This window comes from Mesorhizobium sp. BE184, from assembly GCF_031457045.1.
GTDB lineage: Bacteria > Pseudomonadota > Alphaproteobacteria > Rhizobiales > Rhizobiaceae > Mesorhizobium.
In genome coordinates, this window is the sequence record NZ_JAVDVU010000001.1 from 1,121,716 (window position 1) to 1,144,412 (window position 22,697).

23 protein-coding genes are annotated in these 22,697 nt (G+C 59.6%); all 23 read left to right on the forward strand.

Annotation, left to right across the window (positions count from 1 at the left end; all coding sequences use genetic code 11):
* The first annotated feature begins 201 nt into the window (after positions 1-201).
* On the forward strand, positions 202-525 hold the full coding sequence (locus J2X35_RS05520) for a hypothetical protein (RefSeq protein ID WP_310182833.1): 324 nt from the start codon (positions 202-204) through the stop codon (positions 523-525).
* The gene (locus tag J2X35_RS05525) at positions 458-1,081 is read left to right on the forward strand and encodes a hypothetical protein (RefSeq protein ID WP_310182836.1); all 624 of its coding nucleotides are present in this window, start codon (positions 458-460) and stop codon (positions 1,079-1,081) included. The genes J2X35_RS05520 and J2X35_RS05525 overlap by 68 nt, the downstream gene beginning before the upstream one ends.
* 227 nt (positions 1,082-1,308) lie before the next feature.
* Positions 1,309-1,920 (forward strand): HNH endonuclease, encoded by a 612-nt coding sequence (locus J2X35_RS19815; RefSeq protein WP_405023179.1) that lies wholly within the window; start codon positions 1,309-1,311, stop codon positions 1,918-1,920.
* 307 nt (positions 1,921-2,227) lie between these two features.
* The gene (locus J2X35_RS05530; RefSeq protein WP_310182837.1) at positions 2,228-2,536 is read left to right on the forward strand and encodes a hypothetical protein; all 309 of its coding nucleotides are present in this window, start codon (positions 2,228-2,230) and stop codon (positions 2,534-2,536) included.
* 48 nt (positions 2,537-2,584) lie between these two features.
* Positions 2,585-2,863 carry a hypothetical protein gene (locus tag J2X35_RS05535; RefSeq protein WP_310182838.1) on the forward strand — a complete coding sequence of 93 codons (279 nt, stop codon included), beginning with the start codon at positions 2,585-2,587 and terminating at the stop codon, positions 2,861-2,863.
* Positions 2,784-4,340, forward strand: a complete 1,557-nt coding sequence (gene terL, locus J2X35_RS05540) for a phage terminase large subunit (protein WP_310182839.1) — start codon at positions 2,784-2,786, stop codon at positions 4,338-4,340. Before J2X35_RS05535 ends, terL begins: the two co-directional genes overlap by 80 nt.
* A gap of 3 nt (positions 4,341-4,343) precedes the next feature.
* Positions 4,344-6,758, forward strand: coding sequence for a hypothetical protein (locus tag J2X35_RS05545; RefSeq protein ID WP_310182841.1), 2,415 nt, complete (start codon positions 4,344-4,346; stop codon positions 6,756-6,758).
* On the forward strand, positions 6,755-6,925 hold the full coding sequence (locus J2X35_RS05550) for a hypothetical protein (protein ID WP_310182843.1): 171 nt from the start codon (positions 6,755-6,757) through the stop codon (positions 6,923-6,925). Before J2X35_RS05545 ends, J2X35_RS05550 begins: the two co-directional genes overlap by 4 nt.
* Before the next feature lie 4 nt (positions 6,926-6,929).
* Positions 6,930-7,145, forward strand: coding sequence for a hypothetical protein (locus J2X35_RS05555; RefSeq protein ID WP_310182846.1), 216 nt, complete (start codon positions 6,930-6,932; stop codon positions 7,143-7,145).
* The gene (locus J2X35_RS05560) at positions 7,145-7,495 is read left to right on the forward strand and encodes a hypothetical protein (protein ID WP_310182848.1); all 351 of its coding nucleotides are present in this window, start codon (positions 7,145-7,147) and stop codon (positions 7,493-7,495) included. The genes J2X35_RS05555 and J2X35_RS05560 overlap by 1 nt, the downstream gene beginning before the upstream one ends.
* Positions 7,446-8,786 (forward strand): hypothetical protein, encoded by a 1,341-nt coding sequence (locus tag J2X35_RS05565; protein WP_310182850.1) that lies wholly within the window; start codon positions 7,446-7,448, stop codon positions 8,784-8,786. The genes J2X35_RS05560 and J2X35_RS05565 overlap by 50 nt, the downstream gene beginning before the upstream one ends.
* Positions 8,787-8,798: 12 nt before the next feature.
* On the forward strand, positions 8,799-9,809 hold the full coding sequence (locus J2X35_RS05570; protein WP_310182851.1) for a phage major capsid protein: 1,011 nt from the start codon (positions 8,799-8,801) through the stop codon (positions 9,807-9,809).
* Between the two features lie 24 nt (positions 9,810-9,833).
* Complete coding sequence (locus J2X35_RS05575; RefSeq protein ID WP_310182854.1) at positions 9,834-10,160, forward strand: hypothetical protein; 327 nt, start codon at positions 9,834-9,836, stop codon at positions 10,158-10,160.
* Positions 10,161-10,233: 73 nt separating this feature from the next.
* Entirely contained in the window at positions 10,234-10,365 is a 132-nt protein-coding gene (locus tag J2X35_RS05580; protein ID WP_310182856.1) for a hypothetical protein, read from the forward strand.
* A gap of 36 nt (positions 10,366-10,401) precedes the next feature.
* A complete protein-coding gene (locus tag J2X35_RS05585) occupies positions 10,402-11,127 on the forward strand; it encodes a hypothetical protein (RefSeq protein WP_310182858.1) in 726 nt (241 codons plus the stop codon).
* Complete coding sequence (locus tag J2X35_RS05590; RefSeq protein WP_310182861.1) at positions 11,127-11,828, forward strand: hypothetical protein; 702 nt, start codon at positions 11,127-11,129, stop codon at positions 11,826-11,828. Before J2X35_RS05585 ends, J2X35_RS05590 begins: the two co-directional genes overlap by 1 nt.
* 137 nt (positions 11,829-11,965) lie before the next feature.
* A complete protein-coding gene (locus tag J2X35_RS05595; RefSeq protein WP_310182862.1) occupies positions 11,966-13,747 on the forward strand; it encodes a hypothetical protein in 1,782 nt (593 codons plus the stop codon).
* Positions 13,744-14,124 carry a GNAT family protein gene (locus tag J2X35_RS05600; RefSeq protein ID WP_310182864.1) on the forward strand — a complete coding sequence of 127 codons (381 nt, stop codon included), beginning with the start codon at positions 13,744-13,746 and terminating at the stop codon, positions 14,122-14,124. Before J2X35_RS05595 ends, J2X35_RS05600 begins: the two co-directional genes overlap by 4 nt.
* Positions 14,118-15,089: a tail fiber domain-containing protein gene (locus J2X35_RS05605; RefSeq protein ID WP_310182865.1), complete on the forward strand. Its 972-nt coding sequence runs from the start codon at positions 14,118-14,120 to the stop codon at positions 15,087-15,089. The genes J2X35_RS05600 and J2X35_RS05605 overlap by 7 nt, the downstream gene beginning before the upstream one ends.
* A gap of 231 nt (positions 15,090-15,320) precedes the next feature.
* A complete protein-coding gene (locus J2X35_RS05610) occupies positions 15,321-17,078 on the forward strand; it encodes a phage tail tip lysozyme (RefSeq protein ID WP_310182867.1) in 1,758 nt (585 codons plus the stop codon).
* Entirely contained in the window at positions 17,078-19,192 is a 2,115-nt protein-coding gene (locus J2X35_RS05615; protein ID WP_310182868.1) for a hypothetical protein, read from the forward strand. Before J2X35_RS05610 ends, J2X35_RS05615 begins: the two co-directional genes overlap by 1 nt.
* Before the next feature lie 214 nt (positions 19,193-19,406).
* Entirely contained in the window at positions 19,407-20,216 is an 810-nt protein-coding gene (locus J2X35_RS05620) for a tail fiber protein (protein ID WP_310182871.1), read from the forward strand.
* A 2-nt stretch (positions 20,217-20,218) separates the two neighbouring features.
* Entirely contained in the window at positions 20,219-22,636 is a 2,418-nt protein-coding gene (locus J2X35_RS05625; RefSeq protein WP_310182873.1) for a hypothetical protein, read from the forward strand.
* Positions 22,637-22,697: the final 61 nt, after the last annotated feature.

Sequence of the window (22,697 nt, forward strand, 5' to 3'; positions counted from 1 at the left end):
GATTGTGATATTTGGCCTCCTCACTGTCATCATCTGGCTTTTCGAGGTTGGGAAGGACCCTACAGACCCACCACATGGACGGTCCGGGCTTGGCCTGTACACCGATAGCGGCACCGGATGCCAATACCTCAAGGCTGGCCTGTTCGGCGGGATAACGCCTCGCCTGCGAAAAGACGGAACCCCTTTTTGCGGAGCCATTGAGTGAACACCTTCCTCATCCGCTATTCCCGTGAAGGAACACGATACCGGGGCGAGTACCGCCTCGCACATTGGTCGGGATGCAAGGCTGTCATGGACGACCGCGGAACACCAATCCTGTTCGCTCATCCCATGGATGCACATATCGCGGCGACAAACGAGTTCCTGAAGCTTTTGAACAGCGTACCGGCATTCACCGGGTTGATGAACAGCGATAGCGCCAAAGCTGTTGCTGAATCTCATTTCACGAGGAAACCAGATGGGCAAGGCGAAGAAACGAAACCCGCTGACGTTCGGCAAGGTCGAGCTTCAATCGATGTATGTTGATAATCCATACTGGCGGCCTGATTTGGAGGGCGATCTCAAGAGCGTTCCGAGGAAAATTGCCGCTCAGGTCAATGTCCGGGAGAGCGCCGTTGCGACACTGGCATCGCGCAAGTTGATCGACGCATCTCAAGCCGAGGCGGCCACGCGTTTCCGGCGCCATTGGGAAGCCACCGGCGGTGCCGGAGCGCAGGCCATCGACTACAGCCGCGACAAGGTAGACGGCGGACAGATTGCCGATCCCATCGACATCGCGCAGATGAAGGCAGCTCGGAAGCTGGCAGAGGCAGAGCATACCCTCGGGGCCAGGAACTATGAGTTGGTCCGCAGGGTGTGTGGGGAAGGGTCCGCCATGACGGAGTTGTATCAGGAGAAGCGCGACAGGCTGACGGCAACGGACAACCTGAGGGCGTCGTTGGATGACCTAGCCAGGATATGGGGGATCGCCGCGACCGCTTCTGACAGGCGTTCCCGGAACTATGACAGGCCAAAGAAGCACGAACAGCCGCTCTATACACAGCGCACAACGAAAGGCGAGCGTCGTGCAAAAAGCGGTTGACCACGGTAACCGTAAATGCCATACCTTTGGTATGGTGCTGATTTGCGCCTCAAGGCTGCTTCGGTGGCCTTTGTGATTCCAATCCGGCGTGTTTTTCCGAGCGCCGTACAAAGAGTGAAGCCTCAAGCGGGCAACATCGGAATCCAGTTTCCGCAAAAAGCGAACCCGCCGAGCGTTACGAGCGCTGCGACGGGGTCTAACCAATCCAACCTGTACGAGAGGTCGAAATGACTAATTCCAGAGTATGCTCTATTCCTGGCTGCGGCAAGCCGACAAAGACACGCGGCCTATGTTCCGCCCATTATCATCGATTACAGCGGCACGGTGACCCTCTGGCGGGAAGGATTGCTGATGGAGTGCCCATAGAGCACTTACGTGCGGTGCTTAGGGACAGATCGAGCGAAGGCTGTGTGATCTGGCCGTATGGTAGGGACAGCGATGGCTACGGCCAAATCTGGATAGACGGCCGCGTCCATCGGGTTCACCGCATCGTTTGTGAGGAGGCAAACGGGGCTCCCACAACACCAGAACTCCAAGCCGCACATTCTTGCGGGAATGGACACCTCGGGTGCTGCAATCCCTCACATCTTCGTTGGGCAACGCCCGCTGAGAACCAGGCGGATCGGCTTGTTCACGGAACGAGCTACCGGGGCAGGAGAAATGGCCCGTCAAAACTAGCTCGGACACGCGCTGTGCTTGACGAAAGCGCGGTACGCGTCATCAGGCAGAAGTTAGCTGACGGAAACTCATGCAGAAGTCTTGCCAATGTGTACGGTGTTTCCAGCATGACTATATCCAAGATTGGCCGCAGGGTGCTGTGGGCGCACGTCAAAGGGTAGCGCTGCCCGTCCTGCGTTCCATTCATTCACCGTCCATGACGGTACACAGATGCGCCGGTCTTAGGATGACGGCAGGCGGAAGCCACTGAGCGGGGCAGCAGCATGCCAGGCGGCGCGGCCCGATCCCCGTAGCGCCATTTATACGAGAAACCCGCTATAAACGGGTAAACCAATGCGAGGCGAGGCGAACGCGGTCGGGATATTCCGCCGCAACAGTCGGTTTCAGTCCGGCGAACCGCCTCGCAGCCCCTTCCACCGCATAGAGGCTAGAGCTTCTGCGGTGACTCATCACATCGGAGAAACTGACATGACACTCGCTGAGTTCAAGGCTTGGTTCGAGGGCTTCACTGAGGCCATGGACGGCCCGCCTGATGCAAAGGCATGGAAGCGGATCAAGGCCCGCGTGGCTGAGATCGACGGCACCGCGATCACCAAGGAAGTCATCTACCGTGATCGCTACTGGCCTACCCTCATCAATCGCCCGGTTGAGCCATACATTTCCTGGGGAGCGGTAGGCGGCACTGGCGTCGGCGCTTCATGTGCATCGACGGTTGCGGCCAACGCAGGACTGATCGATCTCGGCAAAGCAGAATATTCCGCGATGCACACTTCCTAACCCCCGGAGTAGAGCATGGCTGAGCGGGGAAGACGGCCCGGATTTCGAATGTCGAATGACCACCGGGTTAAAATCCAGAACAGCAATATTCTCAATGCGCTGATCGAGCACGTCGAAGGCATTAGAGAAATGTCAGCCACACAGGTATCTGCCGGCCTTGGCCTTCTGAAGAAAATCCTCCCCGATCTGGCTGCCTCTGCCGATGCAGGACAGGACGGTGAGCTGACGCCCGTCAACAGGATGACCGATGAAGAGCTTGAGGCCATCGCAGCGGGCCGCAGCAATCGAGCTGCTGCGGAGACGGAAAGCCCGCGCCAGCTTAACTGAGTACGCCCGGTACATTGAAGTTCCCGGCGCACCACTTACGGACGAGGAAGACGAAGAGCGCTTCAAGCCGGTAGAGACGGTTCTCGCCGCGCACCACGAGATCATATGCGCAGCAACACAGCGGTGCATTGAGCGGAGAAGCGGGCGGACTATGCTCTTCCTTCCTCCAGGCAGCGCAAAATCCACCTATGCAACGGTCGTCGGTTCAACATGGGCTTTGGGAAACTTCCCGGGCTTCAAGGTCATCGGGGTCAGCTACGGAACCGACCTTGCTCGCAAGTTTGGTCGGCGGATGCGTTCCATTGCGAAGCAGCCGGGCTTTCAGGCATTGTTTAGAACAGCACTTAGTTCCGAAAGCAGCGCAGCTCATGAATGGGCACTGGAGAACGGCTCGGAGTTCATGGGTGGCGGCATCCTGTCTGGTATTACTGGGAATCGCGCCGATTTCATACCTGTGGACGATCCGATCAAGGGCAGGCAAGAGGCTGATTCCGAAGCTATCCGCAAATCCACGATGGATGCATACCAGGAGGACATTCTTACCCGCCTAAAGCCGGGCGGCTCTCTCATGATGACACTCACGCGGTGGCATGAGGCGGACCCGGCGGGCCAAATCCTTCCCGAAGGATGGGCCGGCGAAAGCGGTATGATCGAATGCCGCGACGGCCACACTTGGGAAGTCATCTGCATACCGGCAAAATGTGACCGCCATGATGATCCGCTTGGGCGGGAAATTGGCGAATATATCTGGCCTGAGTGGTTTCCAGAGGATCACTGGAAAACGTTTGAACGGCTACCGCGTACATGGTCAGCGCTCTATCAGCAGCGGCCCAGCCCCGAGACGGGCGATTATTTCAAGCGTGAATGGCTTCACCTTGTCGAGCATCTGCCGCCTCGTGAAAGCATGTTGGTCTATGGCGGATCGGACTATGCGGTTACGGCCAATGGCGGTGACTTCACGGTTCATGGGTGCATTGGCCTCGACCCTAACGGGGATCCCTGGTTGCTCGATCTATGGCGCCAGCAAGCATCATCCGATGTGTGGGTAGATGCCTTCTGCGATCTCGTCCTGAAGCATAAGCCCGTTGGCTGGGCTGAGGAAACAGGCCAGATCAAGAGCGGCGTCGGACCCTTCCTGCTCAAGAGGATGATCGAGCGGGGTGCTTATGTTGCTCGTGAGCAGTTCGCTACACGCGGCGATAAAGCGGTTCGCGCGCAGTCGTTTCGCGGCCTGATCGCAACACGGGGCCTGCGGATTCACAAGGATGCGCCGTTCCTGGCTGATCTGATCAGCGAAATGATGAGCTTCCCGGTCGGCGTTCATGATGACCAGGTGGATGCGCTCGGTCTAATCGGCCAGTTGATCGACAAGATGAGCGGCGGCCGCAAGCCAAAGCCGCCACCCGCCAAGCCAATCTACGCAATGGAAGACGGATACGTTCTCGCCCCGGCACTGCCGAGTGTGCGCAGGAGATAGCCATTGGCTGAAACAGAAGACACCGAGATCAGCGACACGCTGAAGGATGAAGACGGGGAAGCCCGCTCGTCCTCGCGCGTTCTGACGGCCATCAAGAAGGCGCAGGAGACCTTCCGCGACTATCAGGACACCTGCCGGCGTATCGATGATGTCTACAGCCGTGAGGCGACGTACGACACGAACTGGCTCGATCCCGAATACGACCTGTTCTGGGCCAGCATGGAAATCCTCAAGCCTGCCATTTACGCCCATGCGCCTGTGCCGGCTGTCGCGCCGATGTTCTCGGATCGCAGACCGCTCTATAACACAACGGCGGAGCTGATTGAGCGGACCGTTTCTTCTGCTTTCGAACGCACCAATATCGATCAGACGATGCTTTCGCTTCGTGATGACCTGGCCTTCACCAATCGCGGTGTGCCGTGGGTTGTTTATGAGAGTGACCAGGAAGGCGGCGGACAGCGCGCGTGCGTCGATCACGTAGACCGGACGGACTTCCTGCATGAACCAGCCCGGTCATGGGCAGAAGTCGGCTGGGTCGCTCGCCGGGCATGGATGACCAAGAGGGAGATGCGCAAGCGTTTCCAGAAGACGAGCGGCAAGGCCTATCAGCAGGCCAAGACTGAAATCCGCCGCGACGACAAGGACAACGGCGGGGCCGACGATAGCAAGAAAGCTGGCGTCTGGGAGGTCTGGCACAAGCGGGACGACAAGGTCTATTGGGTAGCGCCTGATTGTCCTGAGATGCTGGACGAGGGCAAGCCTCACCTGACGTTGAGGGACTTCTTTCCGTGCCCACGACCGGCATATGGAACGTTGCGCCGCCGCTCACTCGTGCCGGTGCCGGACTATGTTCGGTATGCAGCCCATCTCGACAAGATCAGCACCCTCACCAGTCGCATTTACCTGCTGCTGGACAAGATCAAGCTCAAGGGGCTTGTGCCGGCGGGTGGCGACATTGGGGATGCTATCCAGGCCGCTCTACGGTCTGATGACGATGAGATCATTATTCCTGTGCCTGGGGCAGCATTAACCCAGAGCGGCGCGAATGGCTTCGTGACATGGATGCCGTTGGCTGACATTGCAACAGCAATCCAGGGCCTGATTGAGGCGCGTGGCCAGCTTATAGAGGATTTCTATCAGCTATCGGGCATCTCGGACATCATGCGCGGGGCAACCGAAGCCGAGGAAACGCTAGGCGCGCAGCAGCTCAAGAGCCAATACGGTTCGGTGCGGGTCCGCGACAAGATCGATGAGCTTCAGCGTGTCGCTCGTGATGTTGCACGCATCGTAGCCGAGATTGCATCAGACAAATTCAGCAAGAGAACCTTGCTCGAGATGTCGATGATGGAGATTCCGACCAAGGCCGAACTGAGCAAGCGTGTCTCGGAGATCGAGAAGGCGGCCAAGGAGGAAATGAAAGCCCTTGGAGAGAAGGCCAAGAAGGCCGCCGAAGAAGCGCAGCAGTCAGGTCAGCAGGTTGATCCTGCGCAGGCCAAGCAGCAGTTCCAGCAGGAACAACAGGCTATCCTTGCCAAGTACGCCCCTCAGCTCAAGGCGGCTGAGGAAACCGTCCCGCTGGAAGACGTCATCAATCTGCTGAGGGACGACCGGGCGAGGGGCTTTGCCTTTGAGATTGCCACGGACAGCACCATCATGACGGACGAGATGCAGGAAAAGCAGTCTCGCAACGAGTTCCTGGGCGTGGTGGCGCAATCGGTCCAATCACTTATGGGCCTTGCTGCGGCTGGAGAGCAGGGGGCCGCCCTGGCTGGCGGGCTGATCAAGTTCGCGACGGCCCCGTATCGTGTCGGACGCGAGTTGAACACGCTGATCGATGACTTCGTGGACGCTGCGCCGCAGATGGCCGCTCAAATGGCAGGGCAGGGTGGTGGCGAGGCCGAACAGGCCATGGCCGATGCGAACAACAAGCTGGCCGAAGCCGAACAGATCAAGGCCAAGGCGGCGATGGCCGGCGTTGAGGCAAAGGCAGCGCTGGGCCAAGCTGACAGTGAGCGCAAGATGGCCGAGTTGCAGCAGAAATCCGCGTCGGACCAAGCCAAGGCGCAGGAATCTCAGGCCAAGCTCCAAATCCAGATAGCCGACATGCAGGAAAAGGCGGCAAACACCGCCAAGCTGACCGAAGCCCAGATCAACAAGCTGACGGCGGATACAGCCAAAATCCTGGCATCGATCGGTCTGGATGAGCGCAAGCAACAACTGTCTGAATACTCAGCTCAAGAGCAGTCTCAGGCCCGCCAGGTCGAGCAGGCCATGGGAATGCAGGATCGTCAAAGACAAGCAGTCGAAGGTGAGCGTTCGCACGAATTGAATGAACGCCAGCAGGAATTCACCGAACATAGCGCCGACAGGCAGCAGACGCTTGCTGAACGACAAGCCATGAAGGAGCCGGCAGAATGAGTGGCTTTCCTGTCGTCATTGTCGAAAGCGGAGGGACGCCCTTCGTCGCAGTCGAAGCCGGCGCACCGCTCGCAACTGTCGCTGACAGCGGCTTCCCGATCACTGTTGTTGAAAGCAACGCCCCGCCTTTGGTCATCGAAGGCTATTCACCACCCGTAGAGGAATAAGCAAATGGCAGACGTTCGCAGACTGATTGAGCTTTCCATGGTCCCCCCGCTCGCGCAGGAGGTCGCCACGCAGATCAGCGCCGGCGTTGCCAGTAAGGCAGAGATTGCCGCGCTGACGGCTATCGCGACCGCTGACGCGACTGACCCAGCAACCACGATGGCGCTGGCCAATATCAACAAGGCCAAGATCAACGCCATCATCGCGGCCCTCAAAGCCTGATGAGCGAATATCGGTGGATCGATCTGGGCGGCGGCCGCAAGGTCTATCGCAAGACCGTCTCGCCTCGCGGTCCACGCTCCGCGCTTCCTTGCCCGCAGATCGTCAGGGCTTTCCCCGAGCCGGTCCAATCCATGGCGGACGGCAAGTATTACGACACGCCGCGCGACCTTGAGCGGACGTACCGTGCTGATGGCAATCCATCAGGGCAAGAATTCATCCCGCTCGGCAACGAGACGTTGAAGGCGCCGGAATACGCGCCCGACCCGGCAGAGCGCAGGAATGACCTGAAGCAGGCCATGCATGACGTACTGGCCGGCAATGTGCCGCCCGAAATCGCGGCGATCCAGTAACCTATCCTCCTCAGACAAGGATAATCCAATGACAGACATGCAAGCAGCCCATGTACAGGGGACGGCTCCCCTTTCCACGTCCATTGATCAGGGCGGCGCGCCGCTCGGCACCGGGGGAGGTATTCCCAACCTCAATGAGCCTAAGCCGGTTGATCCCAAGCCGGAAGCAAAGCCGGCCAAGCCGGAAAGCGCCGGCGATACCCTCAAGGGCGAACTGGCGCGCATCCGCGATGAGGAAGCAGAGAAGGCCAAGGAAAAGGGTGCTGACGCGGCCAAGGACGCCAAGGCGAAAGTAGACGAAGCCGAGAAGTCAGAGAAGGGCGAAAAGCCGGTCGAGAAGGCTGGCGACAAAGCTGACACCGAAGACAAGGAACCTGCCCGAAAGGCGGAAAAGAGCGATGCTGAAAAGCTCGCAACCGGGCAGGAGGGCGAGGATAAGCCGCGCCAGTCTGAGGGGTCAAAGCGTAACGAGCCGCCTGCCCGGTTTCTGCCTAAAGCCAAGGAACACTGGATCAACGTTCCGCACTCGGTGCGCGATGAAGTTCACCGGATGGCTGATGAACATGAAGCCGAGGTCACCAAGTACAAAGCATCGTCGGAACGCTACGAACCAATCCGCCAATTCGATGAGATTGCCAAAAGCAACGGACGTGAGCTGAAGGACAGCCTGACGAAGGTTGTCCAGGTCGAACAGGCGCTGGCGCGCAATCCGATCATGGGACTGGACATGATCCTTCGTGAGATTGGCCCACGGAAGCCCGATGGAACGCCGCTGTCCCTCTATGAGGTTGCGCAGCACATTGCCCAGCAGTCGCCGCAGCAGTTCCACCAAGCCATGCAGGGAGCGCACGGTCAGCATGAGCAGGCGCAGGAACGCCAGAAGACCCAGACCGAAGTGCAGCAGCTTCGGGAAGAATTGAACAACATGCGAGTTGAGGCAACGGCGCAGTCTATCATTGCGCCCTTCGCAGCCTCGCATCCACGCTACCACGAACTGCAGGACGACATCGCGTTCTTCCTGCAATCTGGGAAAATCCCGGCGTCTCTAAGCCCGGCGGAACGTCTATCGGCTGCATATGACATGGCTGAACGGATCAACCCTGTTGGTTCGCGCTCTATGCCCGCTCTGAAAGACACCACCGAGCCGGTTGCCGCCAAACCCGCGCCTGACGATTCCGGCGCGAAATCCATCCGTGGCGCTCCCAACGGGCAAGACCCCGATGAGGATGACGACCCCGACGCAACCGACATCAGGAAGCTTTTGCGCAGGGAAATGCGGAAAGCCTCCTAAAGGAGAAACATCATGGCAATCGTAACTGATCGTCAGTACCGTCAGGCGCTGACCGCTTCCGTCGCGAAGCGCTCCAAGATTGTGCAGGACATTGTGCACAAATCGACCCCGCTGACCAAAATCCTCAAGGATAGCGGTCGCATCAAGACCAAGCGGGCCGGTGGCCCGGAACTGCGAATCCCGATCCAGTTCGACAAGCTCAGTGCCCAGTGGTTCACGGGCTATGACAAGATCGAGATCACGCCCAAGGAACTGCTCAACTCGGCAGTCTTCAACTGGTCGCGCGTCGTCTCGATGTTCTCGTTGAACGGCACGGAACTGATGTACAACACCGGCGAGGAAGAAGTCATCGACCTGATGGACTTCTACATCGCTGAAGCCGAAAAGAGCATCAAGGAAGAGTGGGAATCCGCTCTCGTTGGTGACGGCACCGGCTCCGGCGGTCGTCAGATGATCGGCCTCGGCGGCGCTGTTCCCATCGTGACCAATACCGGTACCTATGGCGGGATCGACCGCGCCAACGTGCCGAACTGGCGCACCACCTACTATGACGTGACAGCCGGCGACGTGTCGGGCTTCACGGCATGGGACTCGACCACGGCCCGCCCGATCATGGAAACGGTCGCGTTGGCCCGGTCGCGCAACTCCATGTACCCCGACCTTTGGGTCATGGATGCCAACTCCTACGCGCCGGTCTCGGCCTCGATGGTCGCGCATCAGCGCATCACCACCCAGCGCGCGGCAAACCTTGGCTTTGAGAGCCTTGGCGTGTGGACGCCCGCCGGTCTGGTGGATGTTGTGGCCGCTGGTGGCATCGGCAACGTCATGCCGGCAAATACCATCTTTGCCCTGAACACTGCTGGTCTGGCGATCTACGAGTTCCCCGGTCAGTCGTTCGTTCCCTTCCATCCTGGCGACGGCATCCGTCCGATCAATCAGGACGCATGGGCACAGGGCATCGTGTGGTCCGGTCAGTTCGTGGTGGAGAACCCGCTCCATCAGGTGCGGATCAAGACCGCTTAACCCCAACAAGGAAAGGACACCATCATGGTTTTCCGCACCACGCCCAATCTGGGCCTTCAGCTTTCTGATGTGGCCTCTGGCCTTCCCTATTGGGATGATAACGGCATCACGGAAGCTTCGTATCGCCTTGGCAACAAGGAACTCGGCAGCGACGGCGGCGAATATTTCTTCGTCAAGGCCTCTGCCGACATCGCGGCCACGGCCACCACGGGAACGCAGGTGACGCTTACGTTCCCGGCCTACACGGTCGCGACCGGCGCGGGTGGCTTTTACACGCCACCGGACACGGCAATCAAGTCGGGTGACTACTTCCACGTCCGGCGCGGCGCTTACAACGCCACGCCGACCTGACACTCCCGCAGGCCAGACAATGAGGGCGGCTTCCGGGCCGCCCTTTTCTATGCCCGAAACACAGGAGGCCATCATGGCTCGCAAGGCAAAGGAAATTACCCCCAAGACCGAAGACAAGAAGACCGTCGAACCGATCAATCACGAGGCCCAGCCCGTCGAGAACGGCGCGTCGGAGAACTTCGACCAGTACCGGGCGCGGCACTGACGCATTCCACTCCTTCCTCAGACAAGGACCAACATCATGACCGATCTATCCGTCCTCATCGATACCCGCGAAATCACCATCACGCCGCTCTTTCGGTATGAAAGCATCGAGGACATCAACGCGTCTGAACGTGCCGGCCATCTTGTCAAGAAGATGCGCCAGGTTGTCGAAGTCCGCTTTGCTGGCTCCAAGAACTATTCGCCCGTCTTTCCTGTCGATGCGATGTGGAAGCGCGAGAACGGCAAGGAAATCACATTTGCCGAGCGTTGGGCAGACCAGTATCGCGCGTTCCTCGACGGCTCCAATCAGGAGGCAGCAGGGACGCCGCTGGAAATGCTGAAGAACTACGGCATATCCGACGCCAACCTGTCGCTGTGCCGCGCCCTGCGGATTTATTCCATTGAAGCGCTATTCCACCTCGAAAGCGATGCGCTCAAGAGCCTGGGCATGGCAGGGAATGCGCTCAAGGAAATGGCCCGATCCTACATGGCTGCGCGTGATCGCGGCAACGCCAATGTCGATGAAGTCGAAAGGCTCAAGGCCGAACTGGCGGCCCTCAAGGCGTCGATGATCGTTCCAGCCAAAGAGGCCAGCCCCGCCCAGATCGACGCGGCCATTGAGGCATCTGATACGGAATTCCAGGCTATGGACGACGACGCGCTCAAGGATTGGATCGCGGGCAAGACCGGCGCAGGCCGACCGCGCGGCAACCCGAGCCATGAGACGCTTGTCAGCATGGCTCGCGAGTTGAGCAACGCCTGATGACCGCGCTCACGGCAATGCAGAATGCGGCGGTGCGGCTTGTGGGCCAGAAGCCGTCCGTATTCTTTTCATCCCAGAGCGCCTTTGAACAGGAGATCGCCAATCTCCTGAACGAAGTAGCGAGGGACATTGCCTTGAGCCATGACTGGCGCGCGCTGACCAAAATCCAGACGGTGACCGGCGACGGCACGACAACCGACTTCTCCCTGCCTGACGATTACGACAGAATGGTCGTGGGGCAGGGGGTGCATGACGGAAACACATGGTTCTGGAATTATACCGCCTGTCCTGATCTAGACACGTGGATCACGCTCCAGAGCGGCTCGTTCATGGCGCTCACGCCGGGCTGGTGGATCATTCTGGATCAGAAGTTCCAGTTCTACCCGGCTCCGCCCTCCGGGCAGGCGGCCAAATATCCATACATCTCGAAGAATTACGCCAGATCGGCCGCCACCGCGCCTCAGGACGCCTTTCTCAAGGATGACGACACATTCGTTCTGGATGAGAGACTTCTGACGCTTGGGCTTATCTGGCGCTGGAGAGAGATGAAGCGCCTCGATTCAGGCGGCGAGCAGGCATCTTTCGAAAAGGCATTCGGGGAAGCCGCAGCACGAGACAAGGGATCGCAGGTGATCCGCTCGCGGGCACAGCGTCGGATGCCAAACGTATCTTACGGTTGGCCGTGGCCATTGGGTGACTGATGTACATTCGCCCAGTTCCTAAATCAAAACCCAGAACATCACAGATCAAGATGTTCCCGGCCCCCACAGGCGGCTGGATCGCGAACCGTAACCTGGCGCAACCTCAAGGGCAGGGATTGCCGCAGGGCGCGGCCATCTTGGATAATTACTTCCCGAACTCGACTTCGGCAGTTCTTCGCCGGGGCAAGGAACTATACGCCACACTGGGCGGCGATGGGCAGGACGTGCGGTCGCTGTTCTCCTATGTCGTGGGCACAAACCGGAAGCTGTTCGCCTCCAACAGCGACACGATTTTCGATGTGACCAATGTCCCGGTCGCTTTCAACTACATGATCGCGACAGAGAACGATGATCCCCTCGAAACCGAGGATGGCGACACGTTCGGGCAGAACTCGACGGACGGTCTCGACGTATTCACCGGAGCGCTTGGTGGTGACTGGATTGTGGTCCAGTTCGCGACCACGGGAGGCATCTTCCTTGTCGGCGTCAATGGCGAAAGCGAAGGCTTCATCTATGACGGCACGGCATTCTATCCGATAGTTGCCGGTGGCGTGTGGGCGCTACCCTATGACGCGGGAGTGACCGACTTCACGGAAGGAAGTCTGCTTACCGGCGGCACTTCGGGCGCAACGGGGACGATCCTTTCGGTTGTTCCAAGTTCGACGCCGGGCGAGGGTGCCTTGCTGCTTAACGGCATCACGGGCAGCTTTCAGGACAACGAGACGATCACGGACGCTGATGGCGGCGAGGCGTTGGCGTCGGGCGTTGAAACCAATGTCGTCCCCGGCATCACCTTCCCGTCAGGATCGCTGACGACTGCCGATCTCTGCTATGTGTGGATCTACAAGAACCGTCTATTCTTCATGCAGAAGGAAAGCCTCGACGCCTGGTATCTGCCTGTAGACCAGATCGGCGGGGAGTTGACCAAGTTTCCTCTTGGCGGAGTGTTCGGACGCGGCGGAGCGCTGCTGTTCGGATACACATGGTCCCTCGATGCCGGCGAGCAAGGCGGACTATCGGAGCAATGCGTCTTCGTAACCTCCGAGGGCGAGGTTGCTGTCTATCAGGGCAACAATCCGAGTGAGGCGGCGAGCTGGTCGAAGGTCGGCGTCTATCGCATCGGCAGGCCGCTCGGGAACAAGGCATTCATCCGGGCCGGCGGCGATATCGTTGTCGCGACTACAATTGGCTTCGTACCGCTCTCGCAGGCTATTCAGCGTGATTATGCCGCCCTGTCGCCCACGGCGGTATCTTACCCCATTGAGGACGCATGGAACGAAGCGACGGTCCAGCGCGGGCAGACAGGCTGGGCCTGTGAGGTATGGCCCGACAATCAGATGGTGGTGGTCTCGCCACCGCTCGCAGACGGAGGCAATCCGGTCCTGTTCGTCGCAAATGCGCGGACTGGTGCATGGTCCAGATTCACGAACTGGCAGGCAATCTGCATGGAGGTCTTTGAGGGCGAGCTTTATTTCGGCTCCTCGGAAGGAAAGCTATTCAAGGCCAACGTTTCTGGGCTTGACGATGGCGCTCCCTATACCGGCGTTTACATGCCGCTATTCGAGGATTTCGGCAGTCCGGCCTCCCTGAAAATCCCCGAGCTTGCGCGAGCTGTCCAGCGTTCAAGGCTGGAGGTAAACGAGCTTCTGACTTTTCATGCCGATTTCAACATGACCATGCCCGCCGCGCCGGATGCATCGGCCTCCGAGGCGTCAAGCGTGTGGGGTGTCGGCATATGGGGCCAATCGACATGGGGAAGCCCGCTTCCGACGCTGATCAACCAGAAATGGCGCTCAGTCGGCGGACTCGGCTATGCCTGCTCGGTGTCGCTCCAGCTTACAAGCGGCGATCCCGTTCCAACCGATGCTGAAATCATCCGGGTAGAGCTGACCTATCAGACAGCCGAGATAGTGACGTGAAGATCGTTGATGATGAGCGCGTGGCCGCGTTCGTCGGGGAGCGGGTCGGACGGATCATCTATCCGCCATATACGGCAATGGGGATCGAGAGAGACGGCAAGGTCGTAGCCGGCGCGGTGTTCAACTGCTTCACCGGGCCGGACATTCACGTCTCGATTGCCGGAAGCGGCTGGACGAAGGGCTTTCTGGCTGAGGTCGGGCACTACGTCTTTTCCTCCCTGAAATGCTGCCGGATCACAGTCGAAACGGAACAGGCGGCGGTTGTCCGCATCGCAGAGCGCCTTGGCGGGCAGGTCGAAGGCCTGGCTCGCAACAAGTACGGTCCCGGTCGGGACGGATTCCTTGTCGGGATATTGAAGGAAGATTACCCATGGTGAGCAGCCCAAAGCCGCCCGATCCGGTCGCAACCGCGCAGGCGCAAGCCGGGATGAATCGCGATACAGCGATCACCCAGCAGCAGTTGAACATGACGGACCAAATCAATCCGTGGGGGTCCGTCACATACGACAAGACAGGGACAGACGGCTTCTACGATAGCCAGGGTAAGTGGGTCGAAACACCAAAGTACAGCCAGACCACGACCTATAATCCCGAACAGCAGGCGATCTTCGACAAGACGACCGAGGCGCAAGGCAATCTTGCCAACATCGCGGCGGACCAGTCGGCATTCCTGGGCGATTATCTCGACAAGCCTTTCGAGTTCAACAACGATGATGCCTCGAACTGGGCTTACGACCTTGCGTCCCAACGCATCCTTCCCCAGCAGCAGAAGAACGCCGATGCGCTCCGCACCCAGCTCATCAACTCCGGTCTGAGGCCCGGAACGGCGGCGTGGGATAGCGAGATGTCCCGCATGACGAACGCCAACACCGATCAGCTCAATCAGCTTGCGCTCACAGGCCGCTCTCAGGCGTTTAGCGAAGCGCAGGCAACCCGCAATCAGCCGATCAATGAAATCATCGGCCTCATGTCCGGCTCCCAGCTTGCGAATCCCGGCTCGCAGTCGCCAGGCTCGCCGCAGACTGGCGTTGGCGGCGTCGATTACACCGGCCTCGTCAATCAGCAGTATCAGGCGCAGCTTGCCAATTCTCAGGCGAAGATGGGCGGCCTGTTCGGGCTGGCTTCGGCGGGTATCGGCCTGTTCTCGGATCGCAGGCTGAAACATGACATCAAGCGCGTCGGCACCCTGTTCAACGGCATGTCGGTCTACACCTTCAAGTACAAGGGCGATGCGACGACGCATATGGGCCTGATGGCCGATGAAGTGTTGGACGTGGTGCCGGAAGCGGTCAACCTTGACCCCAACGGCTTCTACCGTGTGGATTACGGGAGGGCTGCATGAACCGTTCGCTTTTCGGCCTTCTGCCGCAGCTTAACCAGCCCGCACAGCCTCAGATGCAGCCGCAGCAGCCACAGCAGTTCAGATCGCTGCTCGGCATGGGGACTCCAATGCCGGTGGCCCAGCCACAGCAACCCGCTGCCCCGAACTGGCTTATGCAGCTTTTGACGAGGCGCTGACATGGCATTGTCCAATCCTCTTGAGGCATTCATTTGGGGCGCCGGTGGCGCGCAGATGACGCCGGAAGAAATCGCACGTCAGCGCGAGATCGCCGGGGCGCTGCTTAATCAGGCTGGCGATACGTCTCCTGTGGGCGACTGGACACAGGGCGCGGCGCGCGTCGTCAACGCCCTTGGCGGTGTGCTGAAGGAACGCCGGGCCAATCAGGCCGAGGCATCCAACGCGGCAGGGTCACAGTCCCGCATAGCGGCCCTTCTGGGAGGTATGACGGGCGGCGGGGCTGCGGAGTTCCCTCCGGCTCCGTCAAGCGCTGTAGCGGCTCCCTCTGGCGCCCCGCCATCGATCCCCCAGACAGCGGAAGCAGGCGCTATTCGTCAGGGCCTGATCGACCGCGGATTGCCGTCGCATGTGGCTGACGCCTTCGTGTTGAACATGCAGGACGAAAGCGGACTCAACCCTGGCATCAACGAGCAGAACCCGACTGTTCCCGGCTCGCGCGGCGGCTTTGGCCTCTACCAGCTTACCGGGCCACGCCGGAGAGCCTATGAGGCGTTCGCCGGCCAGCGCGGCGTCGATCCATCGGATACCAATGCGCAGCTCGATTTCCTCATGAGCGAGTTGCAAGGGCCGGAAGCCAAGGCGGCACAGTCGATCCTCAGTGCGCCTGATACCGGAACAGCAGCGGCGGCTATCGTGAATGACTTCCTCCGGCCCGCCCCCGAACACGCCGCCAGCCGAACCAATCGCTATATGTCTCTGGCAGGACAGGGCCAGCCGGTACAAGTCGCCAGCAACGATCCACAGGCTGCGATTGCAGCGGCACTTGGCGCACCTCAACAGGCCGCTCCTGCAATGTCCGCTCCCCAGACCATTCAGGATATGCCGGTTGCAGAAGCGCCGCAGCAGATGGCACAAGCCGCTCCCGCGCCACAGCAGGGCATGAACCCCGGAATGCAGGCTGCTATTGCTCAGGCGCTATCCAACCCGGGCGCTTCGCCGCAGGAAAAGCAGATCGCCACCATTCTGCTCCAGCAGCAGATGCAGAACGCCGATCCCGGCAATCAACTGGATATGGAGTATAAGCGGGCGCAGCTCGACGCCCTGCGCAACAAGCAGCAGGCTCCTCAGCCTCTCGTCAACGCGGGCGGCGGCGCAATCTTCAATCCAAACACGAACGAATGGCTTACGGCTCCGAATGCCGGAGGGGCGAAGGCCCCAACCGTCCAGAAGTTGAAACGCGATGACGGCTCGGAATTGGCGGTCCAGTGGAATGATCAGACCGGCCAATGGGACCCAATCGACGCGCCCCTTGGCGGCGGCGGCATCACGCCGAAAGGCGGGAAGCTTACGGAAAACCAGTCGAAGCTCACGCTGTTCCAGTCGCTTCAAAACGAGTCGCAGCCGGTGCTTCTGGATTTGGAGAAGCAGTTCGACCCGGCCAACATCTCCGATGCAGCGGCGCGTTCTGCGCCGATTGCTGGCAACTTCTTCAAATCGGAGCAAGGCCAGATATACGATGCCGCTTCAACGGCATGGGCCGAAGGCGCGCTTCGCATTGCGACCGGCGCGGCAGCTACTCCCGAAGAAATGGAGCGGACCAAAAAGGCTTACTTCGCTCAGCCCGGCGATACACCCGTTACCATCGCCTTCAAGGCTCAGATGCGCGAGATGTACAATCGCTCGATTGAACGCGCGCTTGGGCGGCAAGCGGATGGGGGGCTTCCAAAGCCGAGTGAATTCGTAAAACAGATCACGGCAGGTCCGAAGCAGCCGACCGTCATCGACGGCTACACCATTGAGGAAGTCGAGTAATGGCGACATTCCAGATCACCGGACCTAACGGCAAGAAATACCGCGTCACTGGTGATGATCCGGCTGGCGCTATGGCGGCTCTCAAGAAGGCGATGGGTGCGGACGCGAGCGCAACCGTTGATCCTTCCACCAACCAGCCGCAGGGTGTACCCGCCTACGTTCCGCCGAGGGTCGAGGGCTACAATCGGCAGACCGGAGAAGTTTCGCCTCAGATCGGCATGGCAAAATCCGCCGCTTATGGTGCCGCCGATACGGCTACAGCCGGATTCGGCGATGAATTGGCCTCATATCCGGCAAGCTGGCTTTCCGGCGTCCCGCGCGACCAGGTGCTCTCAGAGATGCGAGGCAATCAGGCGCAGGCACAAGAAGCCAATCCCGGCTCATATCTCACGGGTCAAATCGGCGGTGGCGTGGCGCAGGGACTAGCTACGGGACCAGCGTCTCTAACGGCGAACCTCACTAGCCGAGCAACGCCGCTTATCGGGCGCGTCCTGGCTGGCTTGGGCGACGGGGCGATCCTTGGCGGTCTGTATGGCGCAGGATCGGGAACGGACACTGAAAGCCGGTTGACGGAAGGGGTCATAGGCGCCGGAAGTGGCGTGGCGGCTGGCGCTGCATTTCCTTTGATCGGTGCAGGAGCGTCTAAAGCTTATGAGGCCGGCAAGAACATGCTTGCCGCCAGTCCTATTGCAAGACAGGCCGGTGCGTCGCCGGAAGCTCTCAGGCTACTCGGCAATGTGCTGAATGCCGATGGCTCTCTTGGGGTGACCGGACAGGCGAACATGGCGCGCGCCGGCTCAGATGCGATGCTTGCCGATGCGGGACCAAATGCCCGCTCCGTTCTTGATACAGCTATCCAGCGGGGCGGACCGGGAGCTATCGATGCGAGGCAAGCGATCGCTGACAGAACCGGGCGCGCGACTCAGTCGGTAGCAGATGCGTTGAATGCCACCTTGGGCCAGCCGCAAGGCGTAACGGCGGCGCGGACCGCAATCCGGCAAGGTTCTGCGTCCGCTCGGTCGAGCGCCTATGACGATGCTTACAAGGCGGCTATCGACTATGCCGATCCGCGCGGCCAGGCGATTGAGAACATCGTCAAAACCCGCGTTCCGCAAAGCGCGATCAATGAAGCCAATGCACTCATGCGGGCCGAGGGCAACAGTTCGAAGCAAATCCTGGCGCATGTTGCAGATGATGGCGCGGTTACGTTCGAGAATCTGCCTGACGTTCGCCAGCTTGATTATATTACCCGCGGTCTCAACGAAGTGGCGGATCAGGCTGACGGGGCCGGCAAGCTTGGCGGAACCACAGCCAAAGGACGCGCCTATTCGAACCTGTCACAAGAGTTGCGTAGCCACCTAAAGGATTTGGTCCCCGAATACGGCAAAGCACTGGAAACGGCGGCGGACCCCATTCGCCGTTCGAAAGCGATAGACCTAGGCTCAAAGCTCCTATCACCGTCCATGACGCGCGATCAGGTAGATGAGGCCGTAAGCGGCATGACGGGGCCTGAGAAAGAAGCCTTGGCGCAGGGTGTCCGATCCCGGCTTGACGATGTGATGGCAAATGTCACGCGCACGGTGCAGGACGGCGGTACGGACGCGCGAGAAGCCATCAAAGCCATCAAAGACCTGTCCAGTCGCGCCAATCGAGAAAAACTCACCGCTGCTATCGGGAAAACGAAAGCTGAAGCGCTGTTCGATGAGATCGACCGCGCATCTATGTCGTTCGATCTTCGTGCATCCGTGGCTGAGAACAGCAAGACCTATGCGCGGCAAGCTACGGATCGTCGCATCAGCGACATGACGCAGCCAGGAGCGATTGGCAAGGCGGCCCAAGGAGAACCGCTCAAGGCGACCAAAAGCATCGTTCAGGCTCTTACGGGGATGACGCCGGAAAGGATCAGGGGCAAGGAAGACGCAATCTATTCCGAGATCGCGCGACTTCTGACACGTCAGGGCGGGGCTGGGCAGGGCATCTATGATGCAATTGGAAAGCTTGGTCAGACAGATCAGGCAACTAAACTCATGTCCGATCGGATCGCTCGCGCGTTGCTTGGTCCGAAGCTTTCCTATCCAGCATCCACGCAAGCAGTAACATACACGCGAGAATAACCACCACGAAGGCAAGCCATGCCGACAGGGGCCACATGCGGGCCAGCTTCTGCATGATCCAGAAAATTCCGGCTGATCCGATGATCGCCACGACCGTACCAAATATTGCGGCTTCGCGCTCGATGCTCATCCGCCGTTCTTAGCCGATCAGAAATCCTCACACAATCGACATTTCCAGCCGTCCCCTGGGGCGGCTTTTTTCATGGAGCAATGGATGCCCCGCGATTCCAATGCCAATTACAGCCTGCCGCCCGGATATCTGGCGGTCACTGGCCAGAACATTCTGGCCAGTCAGCACAACCCGCCATTGGAAGATATCGCCCAGGCCCTGACCGGATCGGTGCCGCGTAACGGCTCCGGCGCAATGCTCGCAAATCTCCCAATGGGAGACAAGAGGATCACGGGGCTGGCTGATGGAACAGCCGCGACGGATGCGGCCACAAAGGGCCAGGTCGATAGCGCCGCCCCGATAGGCATGGTCGCGGATTTCGCAGGTACGGACGCACCGTCTGGCTGGCTTCTCTGCTACGGGCAAGCCGTATCCAGATCGGCTTACGCCTCGCTGTTCACGGTCATCGGAACGACCTACGGCGCAGGTGACGGGACGACCACCTTCAACATTCCAAAATGCAACGGACGCACCCGTGTCGGCAAAGACAACATGGGCGGTACGGACGCGGGGGTCCTGTCCACCTTCTACGGCTCTGTTGCACGAACCCTGGGCGGTATCCTGGGCACGGCATCACATGTCCTGCTGACCGGCCAATTGCCCAAGCACAAGCACGAAGCCGGGACCCTGAGCGCAGCCAGTGCCGGAGCGCACACGCATACGGTGCCAAACGCCAGTTCGCAGACGGGCGGCAACGGTGGCGCGGGCAGTTCGCCGACCGGGACAATCACCACCAGTTCAGCCGGCGCGCACACGCATGACGTGGAAGGCGACACGGCGGAGGCGGGCAACAACGAGGCCCATCCCAACGCGCAGCCATCGATTGTCTTCAACGTCATCATCAAGGCATTTTGACCATGGCCAACATTCGCATCAAAGACCTGCCTGCGGCAGTTTCGCCGGCCTCTACGGTCGAAACAGCCATTGATGACGGGCTGAACACGCTGAGGGTAGCGGCGGCCGATTTTGTCGCAGCAGGCCGCCCCCTCGCCAGTCAGGCAGAAGCCGAGGCTGGAACAAACCCAGCCAAGGCAATGACCCCGCTCACCGTGGCTCAGGCCATCGCCGCGCAGGGATCAAACCAGTTCGCTTCCTCGGCACAGGGTGATCTTGCGGATACGGCAGTCCAGCCCGGCGATCTCGGCTCGGCTGCTCTGGAAGATGTGACAGCGTTTGCAACCGCCGCTCAAGGTGTGACTGCTGACAGTGCCGTTCAACCCGGTGATCTCGCTGCTGTAGCCACCACTGGCAACATGGACGATATGAGCGACGGCGCATCCAAGGTCGCTATGACAGTAGCGGAGCGGGGGAAGCTCCAATCAGTCATTCCGGAGTTCGCGACAAAGGCGTTGGCCGAGGCGGACACTCCCGCAACAGCCGCACCGTTTGTCAAAACCGCATTCCTCGATACTAACCAGACGCAAGGATCGGGCGCGCTATACGGCGATCCTTCCACCACCGATCCCGGTACACCTGACGTGCTGGAGCAGAGCGCTGGCGGCGTTCCGCACTTCTACATCATGAAGTCGGACACGATCAAAGTTCGCTCGCTCAGCAGCAACGATGACACGGCCATTGCGGCAGCACTACAGATCGCAGGCAGCCGGCCCATCGACTTCGGCACCGGCACATACACCCTTACGGCACCACTCTCCGCAACGCTCACCAGCGACCTAATAATCCGAGGCGATGACGCCCGGATCGATTTCGACAGCGGCGGCGTACAGAAGCAAACTGCGCTGATCCTAGATATGGGCGGCACAAAGCGCCTCGTGGATATCGAAGGCATTACGCTCGACGCTGGCGCCATCTGCAATCGCGGTCTTCATATCAGGAACAATGCCGCCACGATGGCAGACGCAAATATCGCCCGGATCAGGCTGCATGCTGGCGTACGTAACATTCGACGCATGAATACGCTGGTCGGCGGCGATGCCTTGCTTATCGAGGGTGGCTACTCTGAGGTCGATCTATCCGGGTCGGTTGTCGAGAAAGCCGCGTTGCCGACAGGTCAAGGAACGCCGGGAACGATTGGCGTTCGTAGCGTAGGTATAACGCAGGGCGCGGCAAACACTTACGCCCGAAAAGTCATCATGATCGGGGGCAAGATAGGATCGGCTTATTCAGAGGACAAAACTTACACAACCGATCAGGATGGGTTGGCATACTTCACACCATTCAGCGCGTTCCCCGGCGTGTATCTGCCGAGCGAACTGCTGGTGCAGGGTGTGACGTTCGAGAACAACTTTGGCCGTTCCATCAAATCCCGAGCGTTTGCCAATAGCATCACCGATAACCTGTTTATGAGAAACGATGGCCTGTCCGTGCCGGCAAGCGATCCGGAGATTGATTTCCAAATCTCGGGTGGCAATGTCTCGAGAAACGAGATCGTCTATGAAGGCTACGTGCCGGCCCTGTTTGTTGGATCGAGTGCTACAGGTGCCGTCGATAAGAGCGCACTGACGGCGGAAAACAACACGGCGCGCATCTCATCCGGCCTAACCTTGCCGATTTTTTCGCAAACTTTCCCGAACGGAAATTCCGTTGGCAAAACAAAGATCGCAGGAAACAAAATATTCGGGACTGTGATGCATCTCCACCAGGCGCTTTGCAATGGGGACCGCAACTTCCAGACGGTTGAGAACAACTATGTGAAGGAGTTTGCCCCTTCGACCCTCAGCGGCATGACCGGAGAGTATGCAGCGATTGTTGTTAGAACGAGCGGAGCAACGACACCGTATCTCGCCTACATCACTGCCTTTGGCAATGTCTATGACGGGGCGAATGCTGTAGCCCTTGTCCGAGACTCAGTGGCCGGTACGGGGATGACTTCGATCGTCAACGCTTACAACAATGTTGGCTTCCTCGATGACAAGGCGCGGCGGCCAAACGCAGGTGGGGCGAAGACCGACCAGATCGCGCGGCTGGGGCGAATCGGCCCGTCTATGGAAGTCGGCGCGCAAGGGCAAACCGGGTACTTCCGGGTTCAAACCCTGACGATTGCGGCGGCATCGACGGGCAAGTTCACGGTTAGGACTGGCGTCGGCTCCGTGCTCTTGCTCACGGCAGGCTCAGGACCGCAAGCAGGGGCGCTTGTCGGCGTAGGGGCAACTATGGTGTCGATGGTAGCCGGTACGTCTTGGGGAATTGGTGCGGTAGCCGACCCCGGAACGGGTACGTTCCGCGCGTGGCGGTCAGCAGGTGATGAGATCACCATTTCAAACACTAGCGGCGGTACGGTTTACTTCACCGTGTTTGAGTTCTGCCCAGGGTAGGTCGGGCGTGGATGTGTTAAGGCTGGGCGGGGCTTGTCGCGGTTGTGGCAGGCAAGTTTAG